The organism is Muribaculum sp. (assembly GCF_029051885.1).
Lineage (GTDB): Bacteria > Bacteroidota > Bacteroidia > Bacteroidales > Muribaculaceae > Muribaculum.
Window position 1 is genome coordinate 1 of sequence record NZ_JAIDKI010000228.1, and the last position, 19,277, is coordinate 19,277.

Here is a 19,277-nt window from a genome sequence, read left to right on the forward strand (position 1 = left end):
CTTCGTCACATGTCGAAAATCGTCTCAAGCTATACGACCCTGGCGGCAACATTTATTATTAAACAAGCTCTAATAATGAATGTTGTCGCCAGGGCGGTCAATCGTCGAGTGCTTGCCCTCCTTATTGCCTGTAGCGGTGGTGATAAGGATTGTCATTCCGGCATTTTCCGTAACTTTGCAAAGTCGTACGGCATTGAAAGCCGGTAACATTTTCTAAAAAAGAGTCTCTAATGAATCGAGTGAAGGAATTCTGGAAAAATTATAAGGAGTATTACGGGTCGATAATTCGTCTGGGTATACCCATACTGATAGGCCAGCTTGGCATGATTGTCGTGGCCTTTGCCGACAATATAATGGTAGGACGATATTCGACCGAGGCCCTTGCGTCGGCGTCGTTTGTCAACAATGTGTTTAATGTGGCCAACTTTGCCTGCATGGGGTTTACATATGGCCTTACTCCGCTTATCGGCGCACTGTTTACTCAGAAGCGTTTCGACACTATAGGCGCGATGATACGCACAGGCGTATGGCTCAATATAGCGTTCACGCTGATTGTGACGGCTGTTATGACTCTTGTGTGGCTTAATCTCGACCGCATGGGACAGCCTGAGGAATTGCTCCCGCTGATACGTCCGTACTACCTTATAGTGCTGGCGGGACTGCTCCCGATATCGCTTTTCAATGTGTTCGCCCAGTGGCTTTTCGCCATCAACCGCACGCGTCTGCCGATGTGGATTGTATTGGGCGCCAATGCTGTAAATATTCTGGGCAACTATGTGTTTATCTATGGTAACTGGGGCATGCCCGAACTCGGACTGATGGGCGCCGGAGTAAGCACCCTCACGGCGCGCATAATATGTCCGCTGACGGTAATCGCCATATTCTGTTTCAGGAAAGAATTCAGCGAGTATTTCCGGGGATTCCGTCGTGGCCGGATGACACGCCGCATGGCCATGCAGGTCAACCGCACATCGTGGCCGGTATCCATGCAGATGACATTCGAGTCGGGTTCATTTACATTTGCCGCGGTAATGGCAGGATGGCTTGGAGCTATATCGCTCGCTGCATTTCAGATTATAGTCATCACCGGTACTCTCGGTTTTTGCATCTACTATAGCATGGGTAATGCGGTGTCGGTGCTTGTGGCCAATGCCGCCGGACTGAGCGACAGGCGCGAGATGCGCAGGGTTGCGTTTGCCGGCTACCATATAATACTTACGCTTGCCACCATATCCTCGCTGATATTCATATTCTTCGAGCGCGATATGATACATGCCTTTACCGAGGATGTGAGAGTGATAGAAGCTACTGTGGCCCTGATAGTGCCCTTGGTCGTGTATCAGCTCGGCGACGCCACTCAGATTAATTTCGCCAATGCTCTGCGCGGCACCTCACATGTCATGCCTATGATATGGATAGCCTTTGTAAGCTATGTTGTAGTAGGAGTTCCTGCCACTTATCTTATGGGATTTCCGCTTGGCCTCGGCACATACGGCATCATCATGAGTTTCTCGGTAAGCCTGTTTCTTGCGGCAGCCCTGTTTCTATATTTCTTTCTGCGCTCTACACGACGGTAGAGATGCCGTCACTCCGTGCCTCCGGTGTATAGAGCCTGTACCTTGCCCAGTGGCAGTTTGCCCTCGACTTTGAGAGGTATGCGCTGGGCGTCGGTAGATATCCAGGTATACATAGTCTCTCCCGTTGGTTTTCCTTTGTGGGTGAATGAGAATGTGAGATAGTATGCATCCCACTGGCGTCCCTTGATTTTCACCCGCTGTGTGCCGCGATATGTCACTGTTATCTGCTCTACATTCTTTCCTGAGAAAAGGGCGGCATGAATCTGCGAGCCTACGCTCATTGTAGGATAGTCAAACTGGCGCAGGTAATAGAATATGGAGAGCATGTCGAACGTAGGGCCGGTAGCATATAGCGTAGTGTCAAAGCGCATTACGGGACCGTCGTTTTTCTGTCGCATGCGTGTTGCATGGCCTGTCACCTCATTGCCGGCGCGTGAGTATTTTACCACATCACGGTTGTATGTGCCACCTTCATGGGTTATCTTGCGGTATATCTCAGGGAGGCATCCGGCCTTCTGTATCCTTACCTGGAGTGTGTCGCGCACGCGGAATACCTTGTCGGCCCACGGTAGCGTCGAGGCCGCGAGTTGCGCGCGATAGTCGGCGCCGTCGCTGCGCAGCGACAGGGTGGCCGAGGCGGCATCCTTGTTGATCAGTCCCCATTTGTACAACACGATATAGTTGAGGTCCTCGTCGGGGAGATCAAGAGCATATGCCGGCGATATGACAGCAACAGCCAAAAACAGAGCGAACAACAAATTTTTAATACGTGTCATGAGGTCTGAATATGTTTTCGGGTATGCATCGGCCCGGGCCGATGCATACCACGGTGTGTAAGAATCGAGTTATTTGCCCACGCGCACTTTCACTACATACTTGCGGTGGCGTCCCTCGCCGATGTTTGGCGCGTGTGCGTCCTCGGGATATAATATCATGAACTGTCCCGGGAGCATCGGCACAAGACACTGGGGCTTGTCGGCGACAAGCAGGCAGTCTTTTTCGCTGTCGTATTCCTGCACGGTGTCGTGGCAGGCCGACAGGGGCGACCATCCCATTAGTTCGGGTGTGTCGATTGATACCTGTATGTCAATCCAGTCGCGATGGGCTTCCATCAGGGCTTTTTCGGCCGGTTTCAGGTCGACTTCCTGGCAGTTGACTACTATGTCGCCGTCGGCAAGAACTATTTTCTTTCCGGCCTCGAAGCCGGGCATTCCGATATTGGCCTTTACCCATGCAAGAGCGTCGGCGATAGCCGGCGACAGGGTATCGTAGCGGAAAGTGTCGGTAAGATTTCCTATTACCATTGTCAGAGGGTATTATTGGGTTAAAACAATTCAGTAGTATATATAGTTGACTTTCGAATGAGGGGATGGTTTAAGTGTGTGCTATACCGAGGTGTACATACGGAGTAATCTATGTCTTACAGCAGAGGCAGGGCATGGCGTGCCGACTGCTCGATACGGTTGTTTCGCCAGCATTTGCGGCATACCGCTATGTACCGGTCGTCGCCTCCGATTTCGAGCTGCTGTCCTTCTGTCACAAAATCGCCGTTGGAGTCGATACGTGCGTTTACTATGGTCTTGCGTCCGCAGGAGCATGTGCTCTTTATCTCGTCGATAGAGTCGGCGATTTCAAACAGGCGTCGCGAGCCTTCGAAGAGGTGGGTTCGGAAATCCGTGCGCAGTCCGTAGCATATCACATTGCTTCCATAGTCGTCGACTATGCGTGCAAGCTGGTCGACCTGCTCGGCCGACAGAAACTGCGCTTCATCAATGAGTATCCAGTCGATTACGGCTCCGGCTCGTCCGAACAGGTCGCGAATCATCAGATACAGATCCGTATCGGCGTATATCCAGCTGCATCTGCGCTCTATGCCGATTCGGGAGCGTATTACATTGTCTTTCTCGCGTGTGTCGACGACCGGCTTCATACATACATAGGTCATCTTTCGCTCCTCGAAGTTGTAGGCCTGGGTAAGGAGCAGGGCTGTTTTGGCTGAGCCCATCGTGCCGTATCGGAAGTATAGTTTGCCTTTGCGGTCCATGGTTGTCTTTGGTGCATGTATCATTCAGCAATGGGTGCCATACATGCTTTCAGGGTTAGGATTGTGACCCCAAAGATAGTGAATCCGCGGCAAAGAGAGGCTATCCGCAGCATGATTTTCCGCAATATTGTCCCACCGGCTCTTATCGCGATACGTATATGTGATATTCCCCGGCACTGAGTGTTGTAGGGAACTCATCGGTTCTGCCTGTGAAGAAGTTGACAGCTGTGATATCTTTAGCGGGAGCTTCCCCTGTATACTCCACCGGAGTATCCGAGTTGCCGAGGTTGGCGAATACATATATTGTGGCACCTCCGTCATCCTTGCGGCTGAAAGCGTATATGTCGTCGCTCGTGGTAGGATAGCGCTTCATGTCGGCACCTGATGCTCCGGCTCTTAGGGCCGGATGGGTATGTTTCAGATGGTTGAGTTTCTGATAGAATTCGAAGTAGTCGTTGCGGGGCGTCCATGTGGGCGGCACATCCTTTTCGAAGAACTCCAGCGCGCGGTCGAGCCCGGTTTCCTGTCCGGTATATATGAGCGGCATTCCCGGGAGTGTGTATGTAAGGACTGCCATCGCTTGGGTGAGATTGCCGAGGCGCTCGAATTCAGTGCCTTCCCACGAGTTGAGGTCGTGGTTGGTAATCATATTCATCATGTATGTGCCTGCGGGATACTCTATCGACTGCTTGGCCAGCAGTGTGTCGATGTCGATGGCGTGTTTTTCCGGATAGCTCACAGCGGTGCTGTCGGGCCGCAGATAGGTGTTCTGGCCGGAGGTGGCGGCAATGGCGTTGAAAAGATCTTTCATAGGCCAGTTATAGCCCATGTCGAAAGCGTTCTTTTGTAGTTCGGGTTTGCTTGCCTCGGCGAGCATGAATATACCGGGCTTCACGGCCTCGAGCTTCTTGCGGGTATCATCCCAGAAATCGGTCGGCACCTCTCCGGCAACGTCACATCTGAATCCGTCGATATCGGCCTCGCGCAGCCAGAACGCCATAGCATCGGCCATAGCGTCGCGCATTTCATTGTTGGAATAGTCGAGTTTGTATACGTCGGTCCAGTCATAAGGCGATACTAACGCACCGTCCTCGTCGCGCACGTACCAGTCGGGATGATCGACCACCCATCGGTTGTCGCATCCGGTATGGTTGGGCACCCAGTCGATTATTACCTTGAATCCCATTTCATGGGCTTTTCTCACCATATCCTTGAAATCATCCATTGTTCCGAATTCCGGATTGAAAGCCTTATAGTCGGCTACTGCATAGTAGCTGCCGAGCGTGCCCTTGCGCTCTTTTTCTGATATGGGGTGTACGGGCATGAGCCATAATATGTCGGCGCCAAGTTCTTTAAGCCGAGGCAGATGCCTGGAAAAAGCTCCTACAGTGCCTTCCGGGGTATATTGTCGGAGGTTTACCTCGTAAATAACTGCATTTTCCGACCATTCGGGGTGGACTACAGTTGTGGCCGTGCTGTCGGCGATATGTGCCTTTGAGTTCTTACTGCCGCGGGTGGTGCATGCGACTGCCAGGCATGCTGCCGCTCCGGCGACGATGGTAAACAATATTAGCTTTCTCATGACCATATATAGCTTTATGAATGGACTTGCATTGAGGACGATAAGGTGCCGTCATACTCCCAATAGACCTTATTGCGCAAAAATAAAGTATTATTGTCTAAACGCCAAATTTTTCGTGACTAATGATTGTTGCGCGGTTAAAACTATTGTGTACCTTTGTAGAACATACTCAGAGACTTATATCACAACAACAATATCAAAAACCGATGAGAAACGAATTACTTATTGTAGCAGCCCTTGGTATTGTAGCTGTCGGATGTTCGAAATCAGAGCCTGTCGTGCAGTCGCCCGACGGGCGTATTACGCTTGCTCTCGACCGTACTGATTCCTCGCTCAGCTACCGGGTAGATGTCGACGGACGCCCGCTGATTCTACCATCGCGTCTGGGATTTGTGGCCGACGGGCTTGTCTCCGCTCCCGATGCCGGGATGTCGCTTGCATTCGCTGAGGCCGATACCGTGTGGCATCAGCCCTGGGGTGAGAACAAAGAGATACGCGACCATTACAACGAGATGGCGATGACGCTTGCAGATTCTGCGCTTACCATGACCCTTCGTGTGCGCGCGTTTGACGACGGTGTGGCTTTCCGCTACGAGTGGGAGGCCGCGGGACGCGACTCCATAACGGTAATGGACGAGTTGACGGAGTTTGCATTCGCCGAGGCTACCACTTCATGGTCGATACCTGCCGATTTTGATTCATACGAGAAGAATTACAGGGTGCTGCCTGTCGACAGTGTGTCCGACGCCAACACTCCGTTTACCTTCATGACCGACTCCACACGGGTGTTCGGTTCCATACATGAAGCCGCGCTGTACGACTTTCCCGAGATGACTCTCAGACGCGACACTTCGGCTCTACGCACATTGCGTGCGGCGCTTGCGCCTATGCCCGACGGGGTGAAGGCGGTGACACCGTCGCGCTTTACCACCCCCTGGCGTACAATCCAGATTGGCCGCAAGGCTACCGATCTCATTAATTCGGCCATGATACTCAACCTTAACGAGCCTTGTAAGATTGATGATGTATCCTGGATAAAACCACAGAAGTATGTCGGAGTATGGTGGGGCATGCATCTCGGCACACAGACCTGGACCATGGGTCCGCGACATGGTGCCACCACTGCCAACGCCATACGTCATATCGACTTTGCCAAGGCCAACGACATACAGGGAGTACTCTTCGAGGGTTGGAACGAAGGCTGGGAAAACTGGGGCGGAAACCAGCATTTCGACTACATAAAAGCCTATGCCGACTTCGACATCGACTCCATAGCGCGTTATGCAGCGGCCAATGGCATAGAGCTTTGGGCTCACAATGAGACCGGAGGCAACATCCCTGAATATGAGGCTGTGCTCGACAGCGCTTTCGCCTACTATCAATCGCTCGGCATACACACCGTAAAGACCGGATATGCCGGTGGATTCAAGGGTGGATACTACCATCACTCCCAGTATGGTGTGCGCCACTATCAGAAAGTTGTGGAGACTGCCGCACGCTATCAGCTGATGGTAGATGCCCACGAGCCGATAAAAGAGACCGGCATACGCCGCACCTGGCCCAATATGATGACCCGCGAGGGTGCCCGCGGTATGGAGTGGAACGCATGGTCGGAGGGCAACAGTGCCGACTACCTGTGTATACTTCCTTTTGTGCGCCTGCTGTCAGGCCCCATGGACTATACTCCCGGAATATTTGACATCAACTACGCTCGCGCCAAGGCCGACAAGGGACGTCTGGAGTGGAACGGTCCCAACGCCCATTGCTGCATAAAGACTACTCTGGCTCGTCAGATAGCCAACTGGGTGATTATATACTCGCCACTGCAGATGGCTTCCGACCTTATCGAGAATTACGACGGTCAGCCGGGATTCAAGTTCTTCCGTGACTTCAATGCCGACTGCGACTGGTCGGAGGCGCTTATGGGCGAGATTGGCCGGTATATCGTGGTGGCACGCCGTGCGGGTGAAAGCTACTTCATCGGCGCCGGTACCGACAGTGAGGCTCGTACCTTGGAACTGCCACTGACTTTCCTGCCTGAGGGTAAGGAATATACAGCCGATATATACGCCGACGATATCGAGTCGGGCGACCTCTCTAAGCTGTCTATCTCGTCGCGCACGGTTACATCGTCCGACACTCTCACCATACAGATGGCTCCTACCGGCGGACAGGCCGTAACTCTTGCTCCTGTCAGGGATTAGGTGGCTTAATAGTTTAGACCCCGTTCCCCAATATTTGTTAACGCTGGGGAACGGGGTCTAATAGTCGAATAAAAAATGCAGACCTGTCGGGTATATACTTTATACTACGGCAGGTCTGCTGTATAAATCGCAGAAAAGAGTCTTGTTGTTATAGCGCGATTTATGTCAATTATCGAGTATGAATTATGTTGTCATATTATTTCAATGTTTATTGGAGAAATCCCAACATTCTTTAAGAGAAAAATCGGGCAGTCTGTGATAGATGACTCCTGCCTCGCCACAAGTACGTCATCACGACGGACTTGTGGCGTCATGTAGGAGTTACAGACAATAAAGAAAAATATCATTTGGAATGGCACTACAAGCTATGCTGCATATGCTGCCATGTTGCATGCTGTCGCCATATTTCCATCACAATTTTGTTGAGGCGTTCTACTTTGGCCCATTGGGTTTCGGGGGAGGGGAGAAGTGATGAGGGATTATTCATTCCGCAGCGGAAAGAGATGCCCGGATAGAGTGAGCCACAGTAAATCGACGCCTCGTTCAGATTGTATTTGATAAACTGCGACGGGTCATCCGGTGTGTCGAACGGCGATACAATGCCCAGCATCACTTTTTTGCCATCAGGCATATACTTTAGCATGGAATAGTCGTTTGCCGAGTCTACATTGAGGTCGAGATAAAACATGTCCACGTTGCTTTTGGCGAAAAGGCGCGGTGCGATAAGGCTGTAGTCGACTTGACGGTAGCGTGGAGAGTCATAGCTGCCACGACATACATATAGCGCTGTGGTCAGGTCGCAAGGCAGTCCGGCTATTGAGTCGTTGTTGATGTCAATGAGGAGTGATATGTATCTTTCGATATCTGTTCCGCCCTGCAGCAGGCATTTTATGCCTCCGGCATACATCATAGGCTCCCAGGAGCAGTCGTCAAACTGCACAAACCTGCATCCTTCGCTGTAGAGGTCCGAAAGCATTTTTCTGTAGGCTGCGGCTATATCCAGGCACAGTTCTTCCGTAGTGTTGTAGATTGATTTCCAGGCATTGTCATCCATCATTTTTGCCAGAAGATGGGACGGCGCAGGCATTGTCTGCTTGATTATGTGGCCTTCGGGAGTAATATCTCTTAGAGCCTTGAATTCCTCTTTGGCCGGATTCATGTCGTCTGCTGCGATTCTGCCCGTGAGGCGGAGCAGGGTGGTCATCGCAGGACATTCCTGGTATATGTGTCCCGACTCGATTACTGTCTCTTTCAGGCCCGCGAGTCCTTTGAAGAATGAATTGTCCCATTCTTTGCGGTGTATGTGTCCGTCGGTGAGTATCCTCAGTCCGGAGGCTATCTGGGCTTTTACGATTATGTCGGGCGAAGTGCCCTCAGGTGCTGCAAAGCTGCCGATTGTATCAAACTTCAGGGCAGATAAAAAATCACTTAGCATTTGTCAATACTTTTACACGTTGAGATTGAATGTGACGTGAAAAAGAACTGAAGTGAAGCCATAGGGAGTGGATTGCCGGAAGTAAAATATGCGAAAGCATCATTGCCGTCCCCTCGTTGCAGGGGGCGGACAGCAGGAAAGGCGGAGTCGCGTTTCTGACTCTCTGACAATGCCTGATGGTTATGGCCGGTTGCTGTGTTCACTTCAAAATCTAATCCGCGAGATTGTTGAAATAATTGAGGCATGGCAGGTCTCCTGGCTTGTCCCCGTTGCGGTTGGCCTTCTCAACACCTTGATTCATGCTGGCGGTGTCAATGGCTTGGTATGCCGCGACGTTGCATAGGACTTACAGTAGCGGGTCTGCTCCGGATTTTCACCGGCTTCCCTTTTAATCGGCCGTAATGGGATTGTGGTACATTATGGCTCGAACCAATGCGGGTGCAAAGATAGGTATTTTTTCGAAATTGCCGGCGATATGCCGGAAAAGTTTCTTGGCTGTAGAAAAAGTTGGAGGATTCGAATGTAGATGTTATCTTTGTGTTTTACAACCCTAAGATTTCCGCTGATATGGAACTTGCAAAGAAAGCCTTTAGGATATTTGCCGACGCTACAGAGGCATATCATCAGACAGATAATGTAGACACACCCTGCCCCAACCCTTATGGAGAAGGGACATTCGAGCATGTGCTGTTTGCAAAAAACTGGGTCGACGTAGTACAATGGCATCTCGAGGACCTGATACGTGACCCGGCTATTGACCCGGCTGAGGCATTGGTGCTTAAGCGCCGTATCGACGCCTCCAATCAAGTGCGTACCGATATGGTAGAGCAGATTGACACATATTTCCGCGACAAATATGCGGACGTGGCTCCTCTTCCCGATGCCACCATCAACACAGAGACTCCGGCATGGGCCATCGACCGCCTGTCGATTCTGGCCGTGAAGATTTATCACATGAATGCCGAGACCGAGCGCACTGATGCCGACGAAGCCCATGTGGCCCGTTGCCGCGGCAAGCTCGATATACTCCTGGAGCAGGAGAAAGACCTTACGGCGGCCATCGATATGCTGCTTGCAGATATCGAAGCCGGACGCAAGTACATGAAGGTGTACCGGCAGATGAAGATGTACAACGACCCGGCCACCAACCCTGTGCTTTATGCCAAAAAATAAAGAGGGACTCCCCCGCAACGTGCTGGTCATGCGTTTCTCCGCTCTCGGAGATGTGGCCATGACCATCCCTGTGGTATACTCCGTATGTCGCAGCAATCCGGATACACGCTTCATATTCCTTACCAAGAAGTCGCAGGCGTCGCTCTTTATCAATCCGCCTGCCAATCTGGTCGTGCTCGGTATTGATTTCAAGACCGAATATCCTCATGCCTACGCCCTGTGGCGTCTGTTTGCAAAGCTGAAGAAAGAGTATGACATCAATGCTGTGGCCGATCTCCACGGAGTGCTGCGCAGCTATATGATATCGCTGTCGGGACTGTTGCGCGGAGTTTCTGTGCATACAATACGAAAGGGGCGTATGCATAAGCGTGCTCTGACACGTCCGCGCAACAAGGTGATGCTCCCGCTCATCTCCTCTCGTGCCCGTTACCGTGAGGTGTTCTATCGCTTCGGATTTTCGATGGAGGAGCCTTTCGCCAGTATCTACGACGGTGCGGCCGATCCTGCTATCTTCAGTTCTATCACTCCCCCTAAGGCTCCCGGCGAAAAATGGGTGGGAATAGCGCCTTTTGCCAAGCATAAGGGCAAGATATATCCGCCTGAGCAGATGGAGAAAGTGGTTGAGGAACTCTCAAGTACTCCCGGAGTGAGGATATTCCTCTTCGGCGGTGGCGACTATGAGCGCGAGATTCTCGGGCGCTGGGCTCAGACATATCCTGGAGTCGTGTCTCTTGCCGACAAAAAGCATGGCTTCCCGGTAGAGATGGCGCTTCTGAGCTATCTCGACACAATCGTCACCATGGACTCTGCCAACATGCATCTCGCGTCGCTGGTAGGTGTGAGAGTCGTAAGCATATGGGGAGCCACACACTCGTATTGCGGATTCAAGGGATACCGTCAGCATGAGAACGACATCATACAGCTGCCTATGACATGTCGTCCCTGCTCCGTTTTCGGCAACAAGCCGTGTATGCGTGGCGATTACCACTGTCTGCGTGGTATTTCTCCACAGATAATCATTAAAAAAGTAAAGTCAATCATCGAATAGTTTAATGAACAACGACTTCGACATACGTGACTCATCGCTATCGTCCGACCGTACGGAAAACGACATTGAACGAGCGCTGCGCCCCTCCGGGTTCAGCGCTTTCAGCGGTCAGGACAAAATCGTAGAGAATCTCCGCGTGTTTGTCGCCGCTGCCAAGATGCGTGGCGAATCGCTTGACCATGTTCTCCTGCATGGTCCTCCCGGTCTGGGCAAGACGACTCTGTCGCAGATTATCGCCAACGAGCTTGGCGTAGGATTCAAGATAACATCAGGCCCCGTGCTCGACAAGCCGGGCGACCTGGCCGGACTGCTTACCTCGCTTGAGGAAAACGATGTGCTCTTTATCGACGAGATACATCGTCTGAGCCCCGTGGTCGAGGAGTATCTGTACTCGGCCATGGAGGATTACCGTATAGACATAATGATTGACAAGGGGCCGGGGGCGCGTACGGTGCAGCTTACTCTTGCTCCGTTCACTCTTATTGGAGCCACTACCCGCAGCGGTCTGCTTACATCGCCGTTGCGTGCGCGCTTCGGCATCAACTGCCATCTGGAGTACTACGACCACGAGGTGCTTGAGCGTATTGTGTTGCGCTCGGCCGGACTTCTCGGAGTCAAGTGTACAGCCGAGGCGGCCCATGAGATAGCGCTCCGCAGCCGCGGCACCCCCCGTGTAGCCAACCGCCTGCTGCGCCGTGTGCGTGATTTCGCGCAAGTAAAGGGGTGCGGTATCATTGACCCGGAAATTGCGCGTTATGCCCTGGAGGCTCTCAATATCGACCGATATGGTCTCGACGAGATTGACAACAAGATACTCACGACTATCATACATAAGTTTCGCGGCGGTCCTGTCGGCCTTACCACCATCGCTACGGCGCTCGGCGAAGACCCGGGGACGCTCGAGGAGGTGTATGAGCCTTTCCTCATCAAGGAGGGCTTCATAAAGCGTACTCCAAGGGGCAGGGAGGTGACGATGCTGGCCTACTCACATCTTGGCATCAGGCCCGACTCCGATGGAATGTCGCTCTTCTCATAGACGACTGTGTCGCGGTGCATAATCCTGTGATGCCATCTCGGCAACATCGGATTTCGTCGCTACAGGGCCGGAGATATCTGTCATGAAGCGGTTGTGTGCCGCTTCTTTATTATTAAACAAGCTCTTAAACTTATATGGCCGGAGTAAAATCACTGGCAAAGGACACCGCTATCTATGGTGTCAGTTCTATAGTGGGACGCTTCCTCAACTGGTGTCTCGTCCCGCTCTACACCCGTCTGTTTCCCGAGGACATGTATGGAGTGGTCACTTATGTCTACTCAATCGTAGCGCTCGCACTGATTATCCTTACCTATGGCATGGAGACAGGTTTTTTCCGTTTTGCCAACCACGAGCGCTATAGCAATCCCGATGAGGTATACTCTACCTCGCTCACGTCGCTTGGATTTACATCGACGCTTTTTTTCGCCCTCGTGCTGTTGTTTCTGGAGCCTGTAAGCCGGGCCATGGAGTGTGGCGGACATGAGAGTTATTTATGGATGATGGCGCTCGCCGTGGCCATTGACGCATATTCGTGCATACCGTTCGCTTATCTGCGCTATAAGAAGCGTCCGGTGCGTTTCGCCATGCTCAAGCTGGTGAATATCGGCCTCAACATATTGCTCAATATCTTTTTTCTGCTGGTGTGTCCGTGGCTTATGCGCGTAGCTCCCGGGTGGGTCGAGTGGTTTTATGTGGCTGACTTCGGTATAGGCTACATATTCCTCAGCAACCTTATCGCTTCGGCGGTGACACTGGTGATGCTTCTCCCCGATATAGTCCACATACCGCTTATATTCAACGGGCGTCTGCTGCGCGAGATGCTTGCCTACTCGTTTCCTCTGCTTGTGCTCGGCATTGCTGGCATCATGAACCAGACTCTCGACAAGATACTGTATCCTGTGCTTGCCACTTCCGACGCGATGGCCGGCCTGGGCATATACGGCGCCAACTACAAGATAGCCATAGTGATGGTGATGTTTATCCAGGCATTCCGTTTCGCCTACGAGCCGTTTATCTTTTCGCAGAGCCGCGAACGTGGCGACAACAAGTTGCAGGCCTACCGCGACGCGATGAAATATTTCGTGATTTTCGCCATGTTTATCTTTCTCGGTGTCATGTACTATCTCGACATATTGCGCTACTTCGTGCGTCCCGACTATTGGGCCGGCCTTAAGGTAGTGCCGGTGATAATGGCTGCGGAATTCTTCTTCGGAGTGTTTTTCAACCTGTCGCTATGGTACAAACTTACCGACAAGACCGTATGGGGTACATGGTTTTCCCTGCTCGGACTGGCCGTCACGGTAGTGCTTAACGTGCTGCTCGTGCCGCGTTACGGCTACATGGGCTGTGCTTGGGCGGCCTTCTGCTGTTACGGTGTGATGATGGTGGCAAGCTATTTTGTAGGCAAGGTGAAATATCCGATAGGCTATAATGTGGGACGCCTGATGTTTTATGTCGGGCTTGCCGCCGTGCTTTATCCGCTCGGTTGCTGCATAGACCTCGGTTCGCACTGGGCCGACTTCATCTACCGCGGCGCACTGCTCGCTGTGTATGGCTTTGTTGTGATGCGTCGCGAGCATCTATCCCTTGCGATGATAATACCCCGCAGAGTCCACAGATAATATACATGCATATGAAACAGATAGATTTAAAGGCCTTCTCCGGGGCCATAAAGGATTATTTCGACCTTACCTCTTTTCTTCTGCCACAGTCGGAGGCTGAGGAGACGATAAGAGAGGGCGTGTCGTTTCGCGGCACCAATCTACTGGTGCTTATTATGGCCATATTCATAGCATCGCTCGGGCTCAATGTCAATTCTACGGCGGTCATCATTGGCGCGATGCTTATCTCTCCGCTCATGGGGCCTATTATCGGGCTGGGGCTGGCTGTCGGTATCCAGGATTTCGACCTGATGAAGCGCTCGTTCCGCAATCTGTTTATGGCCACGGCGTTTTCGATAGCCACTTCTGCGGTTTATTTCCTTATATCTCCGGTCAATGAGGGGCATAGCGAGCTGTTGGCCCGCACGTCGCCCACTATCTACGATGTGCTTATCGGATTTTTTGGCGGAGCTGCCGGCATTATCGCCATCGGGAGCAAGACCAAGGGCAATGTGATACCCGGAGTGGCAATCGCCACGGCGCTCATGCCGCCTCTATGTACCGTAGGCTATGGACTTGCCACATGGCAGATGAACTACTTCCTCGGCGCCCTCTATCTGTTTTTTATCAACTCGGTGTTTATCGCCTGTGCTACAACACTTGGCGTGAAAGCGATGAAATACAAGGTGACTGACTTCTCCAATCCTGTCCGCGCCAAGCGCGTGCGCCGCACGGTGTATACAGTGGCACTGCTCACGATGGTTCCGGCCGGATTCATGACCTACCGTATGTACCGTACCAACGCTTTCCAGACTGCCTGCGGACGTTTTGTCGAGCAGAATTTTGACTTTCCCGCCACTCAGGTGCTGTCGTACAAGGCCAAGGAGGATGGTCGTGGTGAGCGCACTCTTACGGTGACGCTTATGGGGCGTCTGCTCCCGGAGGACTCTCTGACAATGGCTCTTACACCACAGCTCGCACGCTTTGGCATCGCGGGCACTCAGTTGCGTATCATCCAGGGCGACAACAGTGTGCAGGTGAATCCCGGCGAGATTACGTCGACGATGGTGCGCGACATATACCAGGTGACGCAGAACACCATCAACGCACAGCGACAGGAGATTGACTCTCTGCGTGCCGTGACCGATGTGATAGCACGCAACGATACCATCGGCGCCACTATCTCGCCTGAAATCAAGGTATTGTTCCCACAGGTGAGGGATATAGCCGTCACGCGCGGCATTGTCAGCAATGTAGACACTAAGATTCTCGATACCATCAATGTGGCTCTCGTGCAGTACCGTTCGCCGATTTCCCGCGCCCAGGAAGAGAAACTCAAGGAATATCTCCAGGCTCGCCTCGGCTACTCCAACATCGATATTATATCATCGACCGTTTTGTCAAAAAAGACGAGTCAAAAAAAGTAGCTGCTGCAAATTGCAATCAAAAGGTTAAAATGAAAGTACTATATGATACCCAGGTGTTTGCCTGGCAGAGATTCGGCGGTATATCCCGCTATTTTGTAGAGCTGATGCGCCATATGCCCAAAGGGATCAGCCCGGTATTGCCGGCGCCGTTTTTCAGTGAGAACGCATATCTGGCCGACCTTGGTATGAAACTGCCTGTCAAACGTCTCGACATAGGCTCGTTTCGTCTGCGCAAGAAGCTCTATGAGTGGGCCGACAACTCTATGGCGCGTCAGCAGCTGAGGGCGGGTGATTTTGATATATTCCATCCTACCTACTACAACGATTACTTCATGAATGCTATCGGGAGAAAGCCGTTTGTGCTTACAGTCCACGACTTCACCCATGAGCGCTATCCCGACCTGCTGCCCGACTCCCGCAAGGTGATACGGCGCAAGAAGAAGCTCGCCATGGCGGCATCGCGCATAATCGCCATCAGCGAGAACACCCGTCGCGATATCGTGGAGTATTACGGTATCGACGAGAGCAAAATCGATGTGATACACCACGGATATTCTTCACTCTCATCGCGTGAGGTCGCTGTAGAGGGTATATCCGGGCCATATCTGCTTTTTGTCGGCGACCGCAAGGGGTATAAGAATTTCAGCGGACTGGCCGAGGCGTTTGCGTCGCTGGCCAAGGCCGACGAAGGGCTGCGTCTGGTATGTGCCGGCTCTCCGCTGTCGGACACTGAGACAAAGCTGCTCAATGTGCTCGGCATCCGCGACAAGGTGACAGCCGTTCAGGCTACGAATGCCCAGCTTCTGTGGCTCTACCGCCATGCCGCATGCTTTGTTTATCCTTCGCTTTACGAGGGGTTCGGACTGCCCATTCTGGAGGCTTTCGGCGCCGGATGTCCGGTAGCGGTAAGCTCAACGAGCTGTTTCCCGGAGGTGGCCCGCGACGGAGCGGTATATTTCGACCCCACCGACCCTGAGGCGATAGCGGCGGCTGTGGCCGGAGTGCTCGACGACAGCGACGCCACACGCTCGCTCACGCGCAGGGCATCGGCTGTGTTGCGCGGATATTCATGGGAGCGTACTGCTCGACAGACTGCGGAAGCATATAGAAAAAGCATGTAATTGCAATCAATTTTGCAACAAAAAGTGTAATTGATTATGATATTGAAAACAAATTGCTAAATTTGCGAAGTTGTATGACACAACAATCGTAATTTTCAATAAAACCAATTACACATTATGAGCTATTTCTACAATGTTGTGCGTATGTCGGCTGTGGGTGTCTTTATGGTCGCTGCTTTATCGGCATATGCAGAGTCGGTCCAGGTCGGCGATTTGTACTACGACCTGAATGAAGCGGACGGTACTGCTGCCCTGGTTCGCAGTACTACTTATACAGAGATGACCAGTGTCGATATCCCCGGAACCGTAACGGTCGAAGGCAAAGACTATACAGTAACCTCTGTGGCGCAACAGGCTTTCCAGGAATGTAAGTCGCTTAAGAGCGTATCTATGGGCGAGGGTATCGCCACAATCGGCAAATGGGCATTCTATAAATGTTCGGCGCTTACCGAAGTAAGTTTTCCCTCTACGCTTACATGTGTGATGGGCAGCGCTTTCTCGAGTTGCACGGCTATACCGTCGCTGGTGTTACCCGACAAACTTGAAGAAATAGATACTTATGCTTTCAACACCTGCTCATCGCTTACCGAGGTCACTCTACCTGCCGAGATGAAAACACTTGGTGGGTATGCCTTCTCCTCCTGTGGCAAGCTCTCAACGATACACTTCAATGCTGTGCTCGACTCGATAGGAGATGGCGCTTTCTATGGTTGCGGTATGACGAAAGTAGAGCTTCCGGAGACGGTGCGCGCAATAGGTGCCGGTGCTTTCAGCAACTGTACCAAACTTGTAAATATATCACTTTCCGAATCGCTTGAGAAAATCGGCAATCAGGCTTTCTACCGCTGTGGCGCTCTGTCTGAGGTGAAACTTCCGGACGGAATCCGGACACTCGGCATGGCTGCTTTCTATGAATGTGCCTCGCTCGCTGATGTGACTCTCCCCGAGAGCATCACCTACATCGATGCCAACTGCTTCTATGGCTGTGCATCATTTAAGAGCATGTCGATTCCGGCAAGTATTACAGTATTAAGCAACGGTATATTCTATGGTTGTAGCGGACTTGAGTCCATAAATCTCCACAGTGGCATCACTGCAATCGGCTCCTCTGCATTTTATGGATGCTCGTCGCTGAAGACTGTCGAGCTCCCCGCAGGCCTTACTGCAATAAGCAACAGTATGTTTAACCGCTGTTCGTCGCTGTCGGAAATCAACATACCCGAATCGGTGACGCTGGTCGACGAGAATGCCTTCCGTCAGTGCACATCGCTCACTGAACTTTTCATACCGAAGAATGTAGCTACAATCGGCGAGGTGATGGTGTTCGGCTGTACTTCCTTGCAAAATATAAAGGTCGACGAGGCCAATTCTCACTATACCGATATCGATGGCGTGGTCGTGACCAAGGACAAGACCCACCTTGTTGCATATCCCGGAGCGCGTACCGACGTATATGTGATGCCCGAGTCGATAACCGATATCGAGGGATATGTATTCAACAGCAATTCCAAACTATCCGGCATAGTGTTCTCAAAGAATCTGAAGACAATCGGCATGGCGGCTTTCTACGGATGCCCCGGGCTTACCGAACTTGATTTTCCCGAAACTCTGGAGAGCATAGGAGACATGGCATTTTTCACTGACTCCAACATCAAGTCGATTAAACTCCCCAACCGCGATATTACTATCGGCAACAATGCATTCTCTCTTACCGGTATCAGCACTCTGGTATTTCCCGAGGGTATCACTACTATCGGCATAGCGGGAGAAGGCGGATTTTCGATTATGGGTATGTGCAGTGCGATGCAGTGGATGAGTCTCCCCTCGACGCTCACCAAGATGAGTCCGCTCGGCTCTTCGTGCAACAATATGACTGTATTCTATAGCTTCGCGGTAGAGCCTCCGGTGCTTGTCGGAGCCAATGTGGTGACTCTGCAGTCGACAGTCAAGGTGCCAAAGGGTTCGGCCGAGGCATATGCTTCGGCATGGAGCACCCTTTATCCCAATCTTACATATGATGATGTGCTTCCGGGTGCACCTTCGGTAAGTATCAGCGGCAATTCTGCTACTGTGGCCTGGGAAGCATATGGCGATGATATCTACACCGGCACTCCGGTAAGATATGAACTGCGTCTTTCGGCCGGAGACCGTGAGATACGTACCGACGTGCTCGAAGGCGAAAATATCGGTGCCGGCAACTTTAACCACACCTTTGAAGGACTGAGCGCGGGCAACGCATACTCTTATGAAATCAAGGGATATTCTGCCCTCGGTCAGCTTACATTACTCTACAACGGAGATATTAATATCACCTCGTCGGGCATAGAGGACGCTATTGCAGCAGAGCGTGAGGCTGTGTCGCGCGAGTATTACGACATGTCGGGACGCAGAGTTTCCACACCTGCCGCATCGTCTCTGTATATTGTAAAGACTGTATACTCCGACGGCTCTGTGACAACCGAAAAGCGTTTGATGAAATAAGAGCTAAGCTCCAGTTTCCCAATATTTGTTAACGGCTATTGCTTCGGCTAACCACTGTAGTCAGCGGTACGTTATATATATCAGCAGTCCCGGTCGACCGGAACTGCTGATAATTTTTTCTGCAGAAAATAAAGAGCGTTATGAACGACAGAATTTCTTACGAGGAGCGCAAGGATATGCCCGACAGTGTGTTCGGACTTCCCGAGCGTCGTGAATACCCTATGCCCGATGCCGCCCATGTGCGTGCGGCCGAAGCATATTTCCGTTATTGTCCTGAAGAGCTGAAGCCCAAACTGGCACGTGCCATACTTGCGCGTGCCAGAGAGTATGGCGTGGATGTCGAGAGTCCGACTGTGCGCGAGTACGCCACAGAGAGTGCCGGAGCATAGCTGTGATTATTACAAAGAGGCTGCGCTTATTTGTGAAGTGCCTCATATAATCCAGCTCTAAACAAAAACACCCCCTGCCACAATTTAGACCCCGTTCACCAATATTTGTTAACGCTGGGGCGGTCAAGCGTCGTGCAGATGTGTTCGCGCAGTGAGGGA

At 51.9% G+C, this 19,277-nt stretch carries 16 protein-coding genes and 1 riboswitch; of the genes, 11 read left to right on the forward strand and 5 right to left on the reverse strand.

The genetic code is table 11. The features are described 5' to 3' along the window. Together K2I50_RS09295 and K2I50_RS09300 are read left to right on the forward strand one after the other, a co-directional pair. Positions 1-207, forward strand: a 207-nt coding sequence (locus tag K2I50_RS09295; RefSeq protein WP_301026042.1) for a hypothetical protein, incomplete at its 5' end; no start/stop codon positions are given. A 23-nt stretch (positions 208-230) separates the two neighbouring features. Then, the gene (locus K2I50_RS09300) at positions 231-1,577 is read left to right on the forward strand and encodes an MATE family efflux transporter (RefSeq protein ID WP_301026043.1); all 1,347 of its coding nucleotides are present in this window, start codon (positions 231-233) and stop codon (positions 1,575-1,577) included. Between the two features lie 8 nt (positions 1,578-1,585). Here the strand turns inward: K2I50_RS09300 and K2I50_RS09305 are convergent, their stop codons facing one another. The 4 genes from K2I50_RS09305 to K2I50_RS09320 all read right to left on the reverse strand — a co-directional run bounded on the left by K2I50_RS09305 (position 1,586) and on the right by K2I50_RS09320 (position 5,203). After that, the gene (locus tag K2I50_RS09305; protein ID WP_301026044.1) at positions 1,586-2,353 is read right to left on the reverse strand and encodes a DUF3108 domain-containing protein; all 768 of its coding nucleotides are present in this window, start codon (positions 2,351-2,353) and stop codon (positions 1,586-1,588) included. Between the two features lie 69 nt (positions 2,354-2,422). After that, entirely contained in the window at positions 2,423-2,881 is a 459-nt protein-coding gene (locus K2I50_RS09310; protein WP_301026045.1) for a NanQ anomerase/TabA/YiaL family protein, read from the reverse strand. Positions 2,882-2,997: 116 nt separating this feature from the next. Then, positions 2,998-3,645 (reverse strand): thymidine kinase, encoded by a 648-nt coding sequence (locus K2I50_RS09315; protein ID WP_301026046.1) that lies wholly within the window; start codon positions 3,643-3,645, stop codon positions 2,998-3,000. Between the two features lie 118 nt (positions 3,646-3,763). Then, complete coding sequence (locus K2I50_RS09320) at positions 3,764-5,203, reverse strand: alpha-amylase family glycosyl hydrolase (RefSeq protein WP_301026047.1); 1,440 nt, start codon at positions 5,201-5,203, stop codon at positions 3,764-3,766. Positions 5,204-5,409: 206 nt separating this feature from the next. Between K2I50_RS09320 and K2I50_RS09325 the strand changes: the two genes are divergently transcribed. Further along, a complete protein-coding gene (locus K2I50_RS09325; RefSeq protein WP_301026048.1) occupies positions 5,410-7,407 on the forward strand; it encodes a glycoside hydrolase family 97 protein in 1,998 nt (665 codons plus the stop codon). 358 nt (positions 7,408-7,765) lie between these two features. Here K2I50_RS09325 and K2I50_RS09330 read toward each other — a convergent pair whose 3' ends face one another. Continuing rightward, entirely contained in the window at positions 7,766-8,842 is a 1,077-nt protein-coding gene (locus K2I50_RS09330; protein ID WP_301026049.1) for a uroporphyrinogen decarboxylase/cobalamine-independent methonine synthase family protein, read from the reverse strand. 228 nt (positions 8,843-9,070) lie between these two features. Continuing rightward, a riboswitch (cobalamin riboswitch) is annotated at positions 9,071-9,291 on the reverse strand. Positions 9,292-9,409: 118 nt separating this feature from the next. On the opposite strand from K2I50_RS09330, the gene K2I50_RS09335 reads away from it, so the two are divergent. From K2I50_RS09335 to K2I50_RS09370, 8 genes are all read left to right on the forward strand, one after another. Further along, positions 9,410-10,015 carry a DUF4254 domain-containing protein gene (locus K2I50_RS09335; RefSeq protein ID WP_301026050.1) on the forward strand — a complete coding sequence of 202 codons (606 nt, stop codon included), beginning with the start codon at positions 9,410-9,412 and terminating at the stop codon, positions 10,013-10,015. Then, on the forward strand, positions 10,002-11,063 hold the full coding sequence (locus K2I50_RS09340) for a glycosyltransferase family 9 protein (protein WP_301026051.1): 1,062 nt from the start codon (positions 10,002-10,004) through the stop codon (positions 11,061-11,063). The genes K2I50_RS09335 and K2I50_RS09340 overlap by 14 nt, the downstream gene beginning before the upstream one ends. A gap of 4 nt (positions 11,064-11,067) precedes the next feature. Further along, entirely contained in the window at positions 11,068-12,099 is a 1,032-nt protein-coding gene (gene ruvB / locus K2I50_RS09345) for a Holliday junction branch migration DNA helicase RuvB (RefSeq protein ID WP_301026052.1), read from the forward strand. Between the two features lie 134 nt (positions 12,100-12,233). Beyond that, a complete protein-coding gene (locus K2I50_RS09350; protein WP_301026053.1) occupies positions 12,234-13,721 on the forward strand; it encodes a lipopolysaccharide biosynthesis protein in 1,488 nt (495 codons plus the stop codon). An 11-nt stretch (positions 13,722-13,732) separates the two neighbouring features. Continuing rightward, positions 13,733-15,127: a DUF389 domain-containing protein gene (locus tag K2I50_RS09355; protein WP_301026054.1), complete on the forward strand. Its 1,395-nt coding sequence runs from the start codon at positions 13,733-13,735 to the stop codon at positions 15,125-15,127. Positions 15,128-15,156: 29 nt separating this feature from the next. Next, positions 15,157-16,248 carry a glycosyltransferase family 4 protein gene (locus K2I50_RS09360; protein ID WP_301026055.1) on the forward strand — a complete coding sequence of 364 codons (1,092 nt, stop codon included), beginning with the start codon at positions 15,157-15,159 and terminating at the stop codon, positions 16,246-16,248. A gap of 117 nt (positions 16,249-16,365) precedes the next feature. Beyond that, positions 16,366-18,729, forward strand: a complete 2,364-nt coding sequence (locus K2I50_RS09365) for a leucine-rich repeat protein (protein ID WP_301026056.1) — start codon at positions 16,366-16,368, stop codon at positions 18,727-18,729. Between the two features lie 140 nt (positions 18,730-18,869). Next, a complete protein-coding gene (locus tag K2I50_RS09370) occupies positions 18,870-19,118 on the forward strand; it encodes a hypothetical protein (protein WP_301026057.1) in 249 nt (82 codons plus the stop codon). Positions 19,119-19,277 lie beyond the last annotated feature (159 nt).

Coding starts and splice junctions, on each gene's coding strand:
- K2I50_RS09330 (WP_301026049.1), bottom strand. CDS start 8,842: ATGCTAAGTGATTTTTTATCTGCCCTGAAGTTTGATACAATCGGCAGC.
- K2I50_RS09300 (WP_301026043.1), top strand. CDS start 231: ATGAATCGAGTGAAGGAATTCTGGAAAAATTATAAGGAGTATTACGGG.
- K2I50_RS09370 (WP_301026057.1), top strand. CDS start 18,870: ATGAACGACAGAATTTCTTACGAGGAGCGCAAGGATATGCCCGACAGT.
- K2I50_RS09350 (WP_301026053.1), top strand. CDS start 12,234: ATGGCCGGAGTAAAATCACTGGCAAAGGACACCGCTATCTATGGTGTC.
- K2I50_RS09305 (WP_301026044.1), bottom strand. CDS start 2,353: ATGACACGTATTAAAAATTTGTTGTTCGCTCTGTTTTTGGCTGTTGCT.
- K2I50_RS09310 (WP_301026045.1), bottom strand. CDS start 2,881: ATGGTAATAGGAAATCTTACCGACACTTTCCGCTACGATACCCTGTCG.
- K2I50_RS09325 (WP_301026048.1), top strand. CDS start 5,410: ATGAGAAACGAATTACTTATTGTAGCAGCCCTTGGTATTGTAGCTGTC.
- K2I50_RS09335 (WP_301026050.1), top strand. CDS start 9,410: ATGGAACTTGCAAAGAAAGCCTTTAGGATATTTGCCGACGCTACAGAG.
- ruvB (WP_301026052.1), top strand. CDS start 11,068: ATGAACAACGACTTCGACATACGTGACTCATCGCTATCGTCCGACCGT.
- K2I50_RS09320 (WP_301026047.1), bottom strand. CDS start 5,203: ATGAGAAAGCTAATATTGTTTACCATCGTCGCCGGAGCGGCAGCATGC.
- K2I50_RS09315 (WP_301026046.1), bottom strand. CDS start 3,645: ATGATACATGCACCAAAGACAACCATGGACCGCAAAGGCAAACTATAC.
- K2I50_RS09340 (WP_301026051.1), top strand. CDS start 10,002: ATGCCAAAAAATAAAGAGGGACTCCCCCGCAACGTGCTGGTCATGCGT.
- K2I50_RS09365 (WP_301026056.1), top strand. CDS start 16,366: ATGAGCTATTTCTACAATGTTGTGCGTATGTCGGCTGTGGGTGTCTTT.
- K2I50_RS09355 (WP_301026054.1), top strand. CDS start 13,733: ATGAAACAGATAGATTTAAAGGCCTTCTCCGGGGCCATAAAGGATTAT.
- K2I50_RS09360 (WP_301026055.1), top strand. CDS start 15,157: ATGAAAGTACTATATGATACCCAGGTGTTTGCCTGGCAGAGATTCGGC.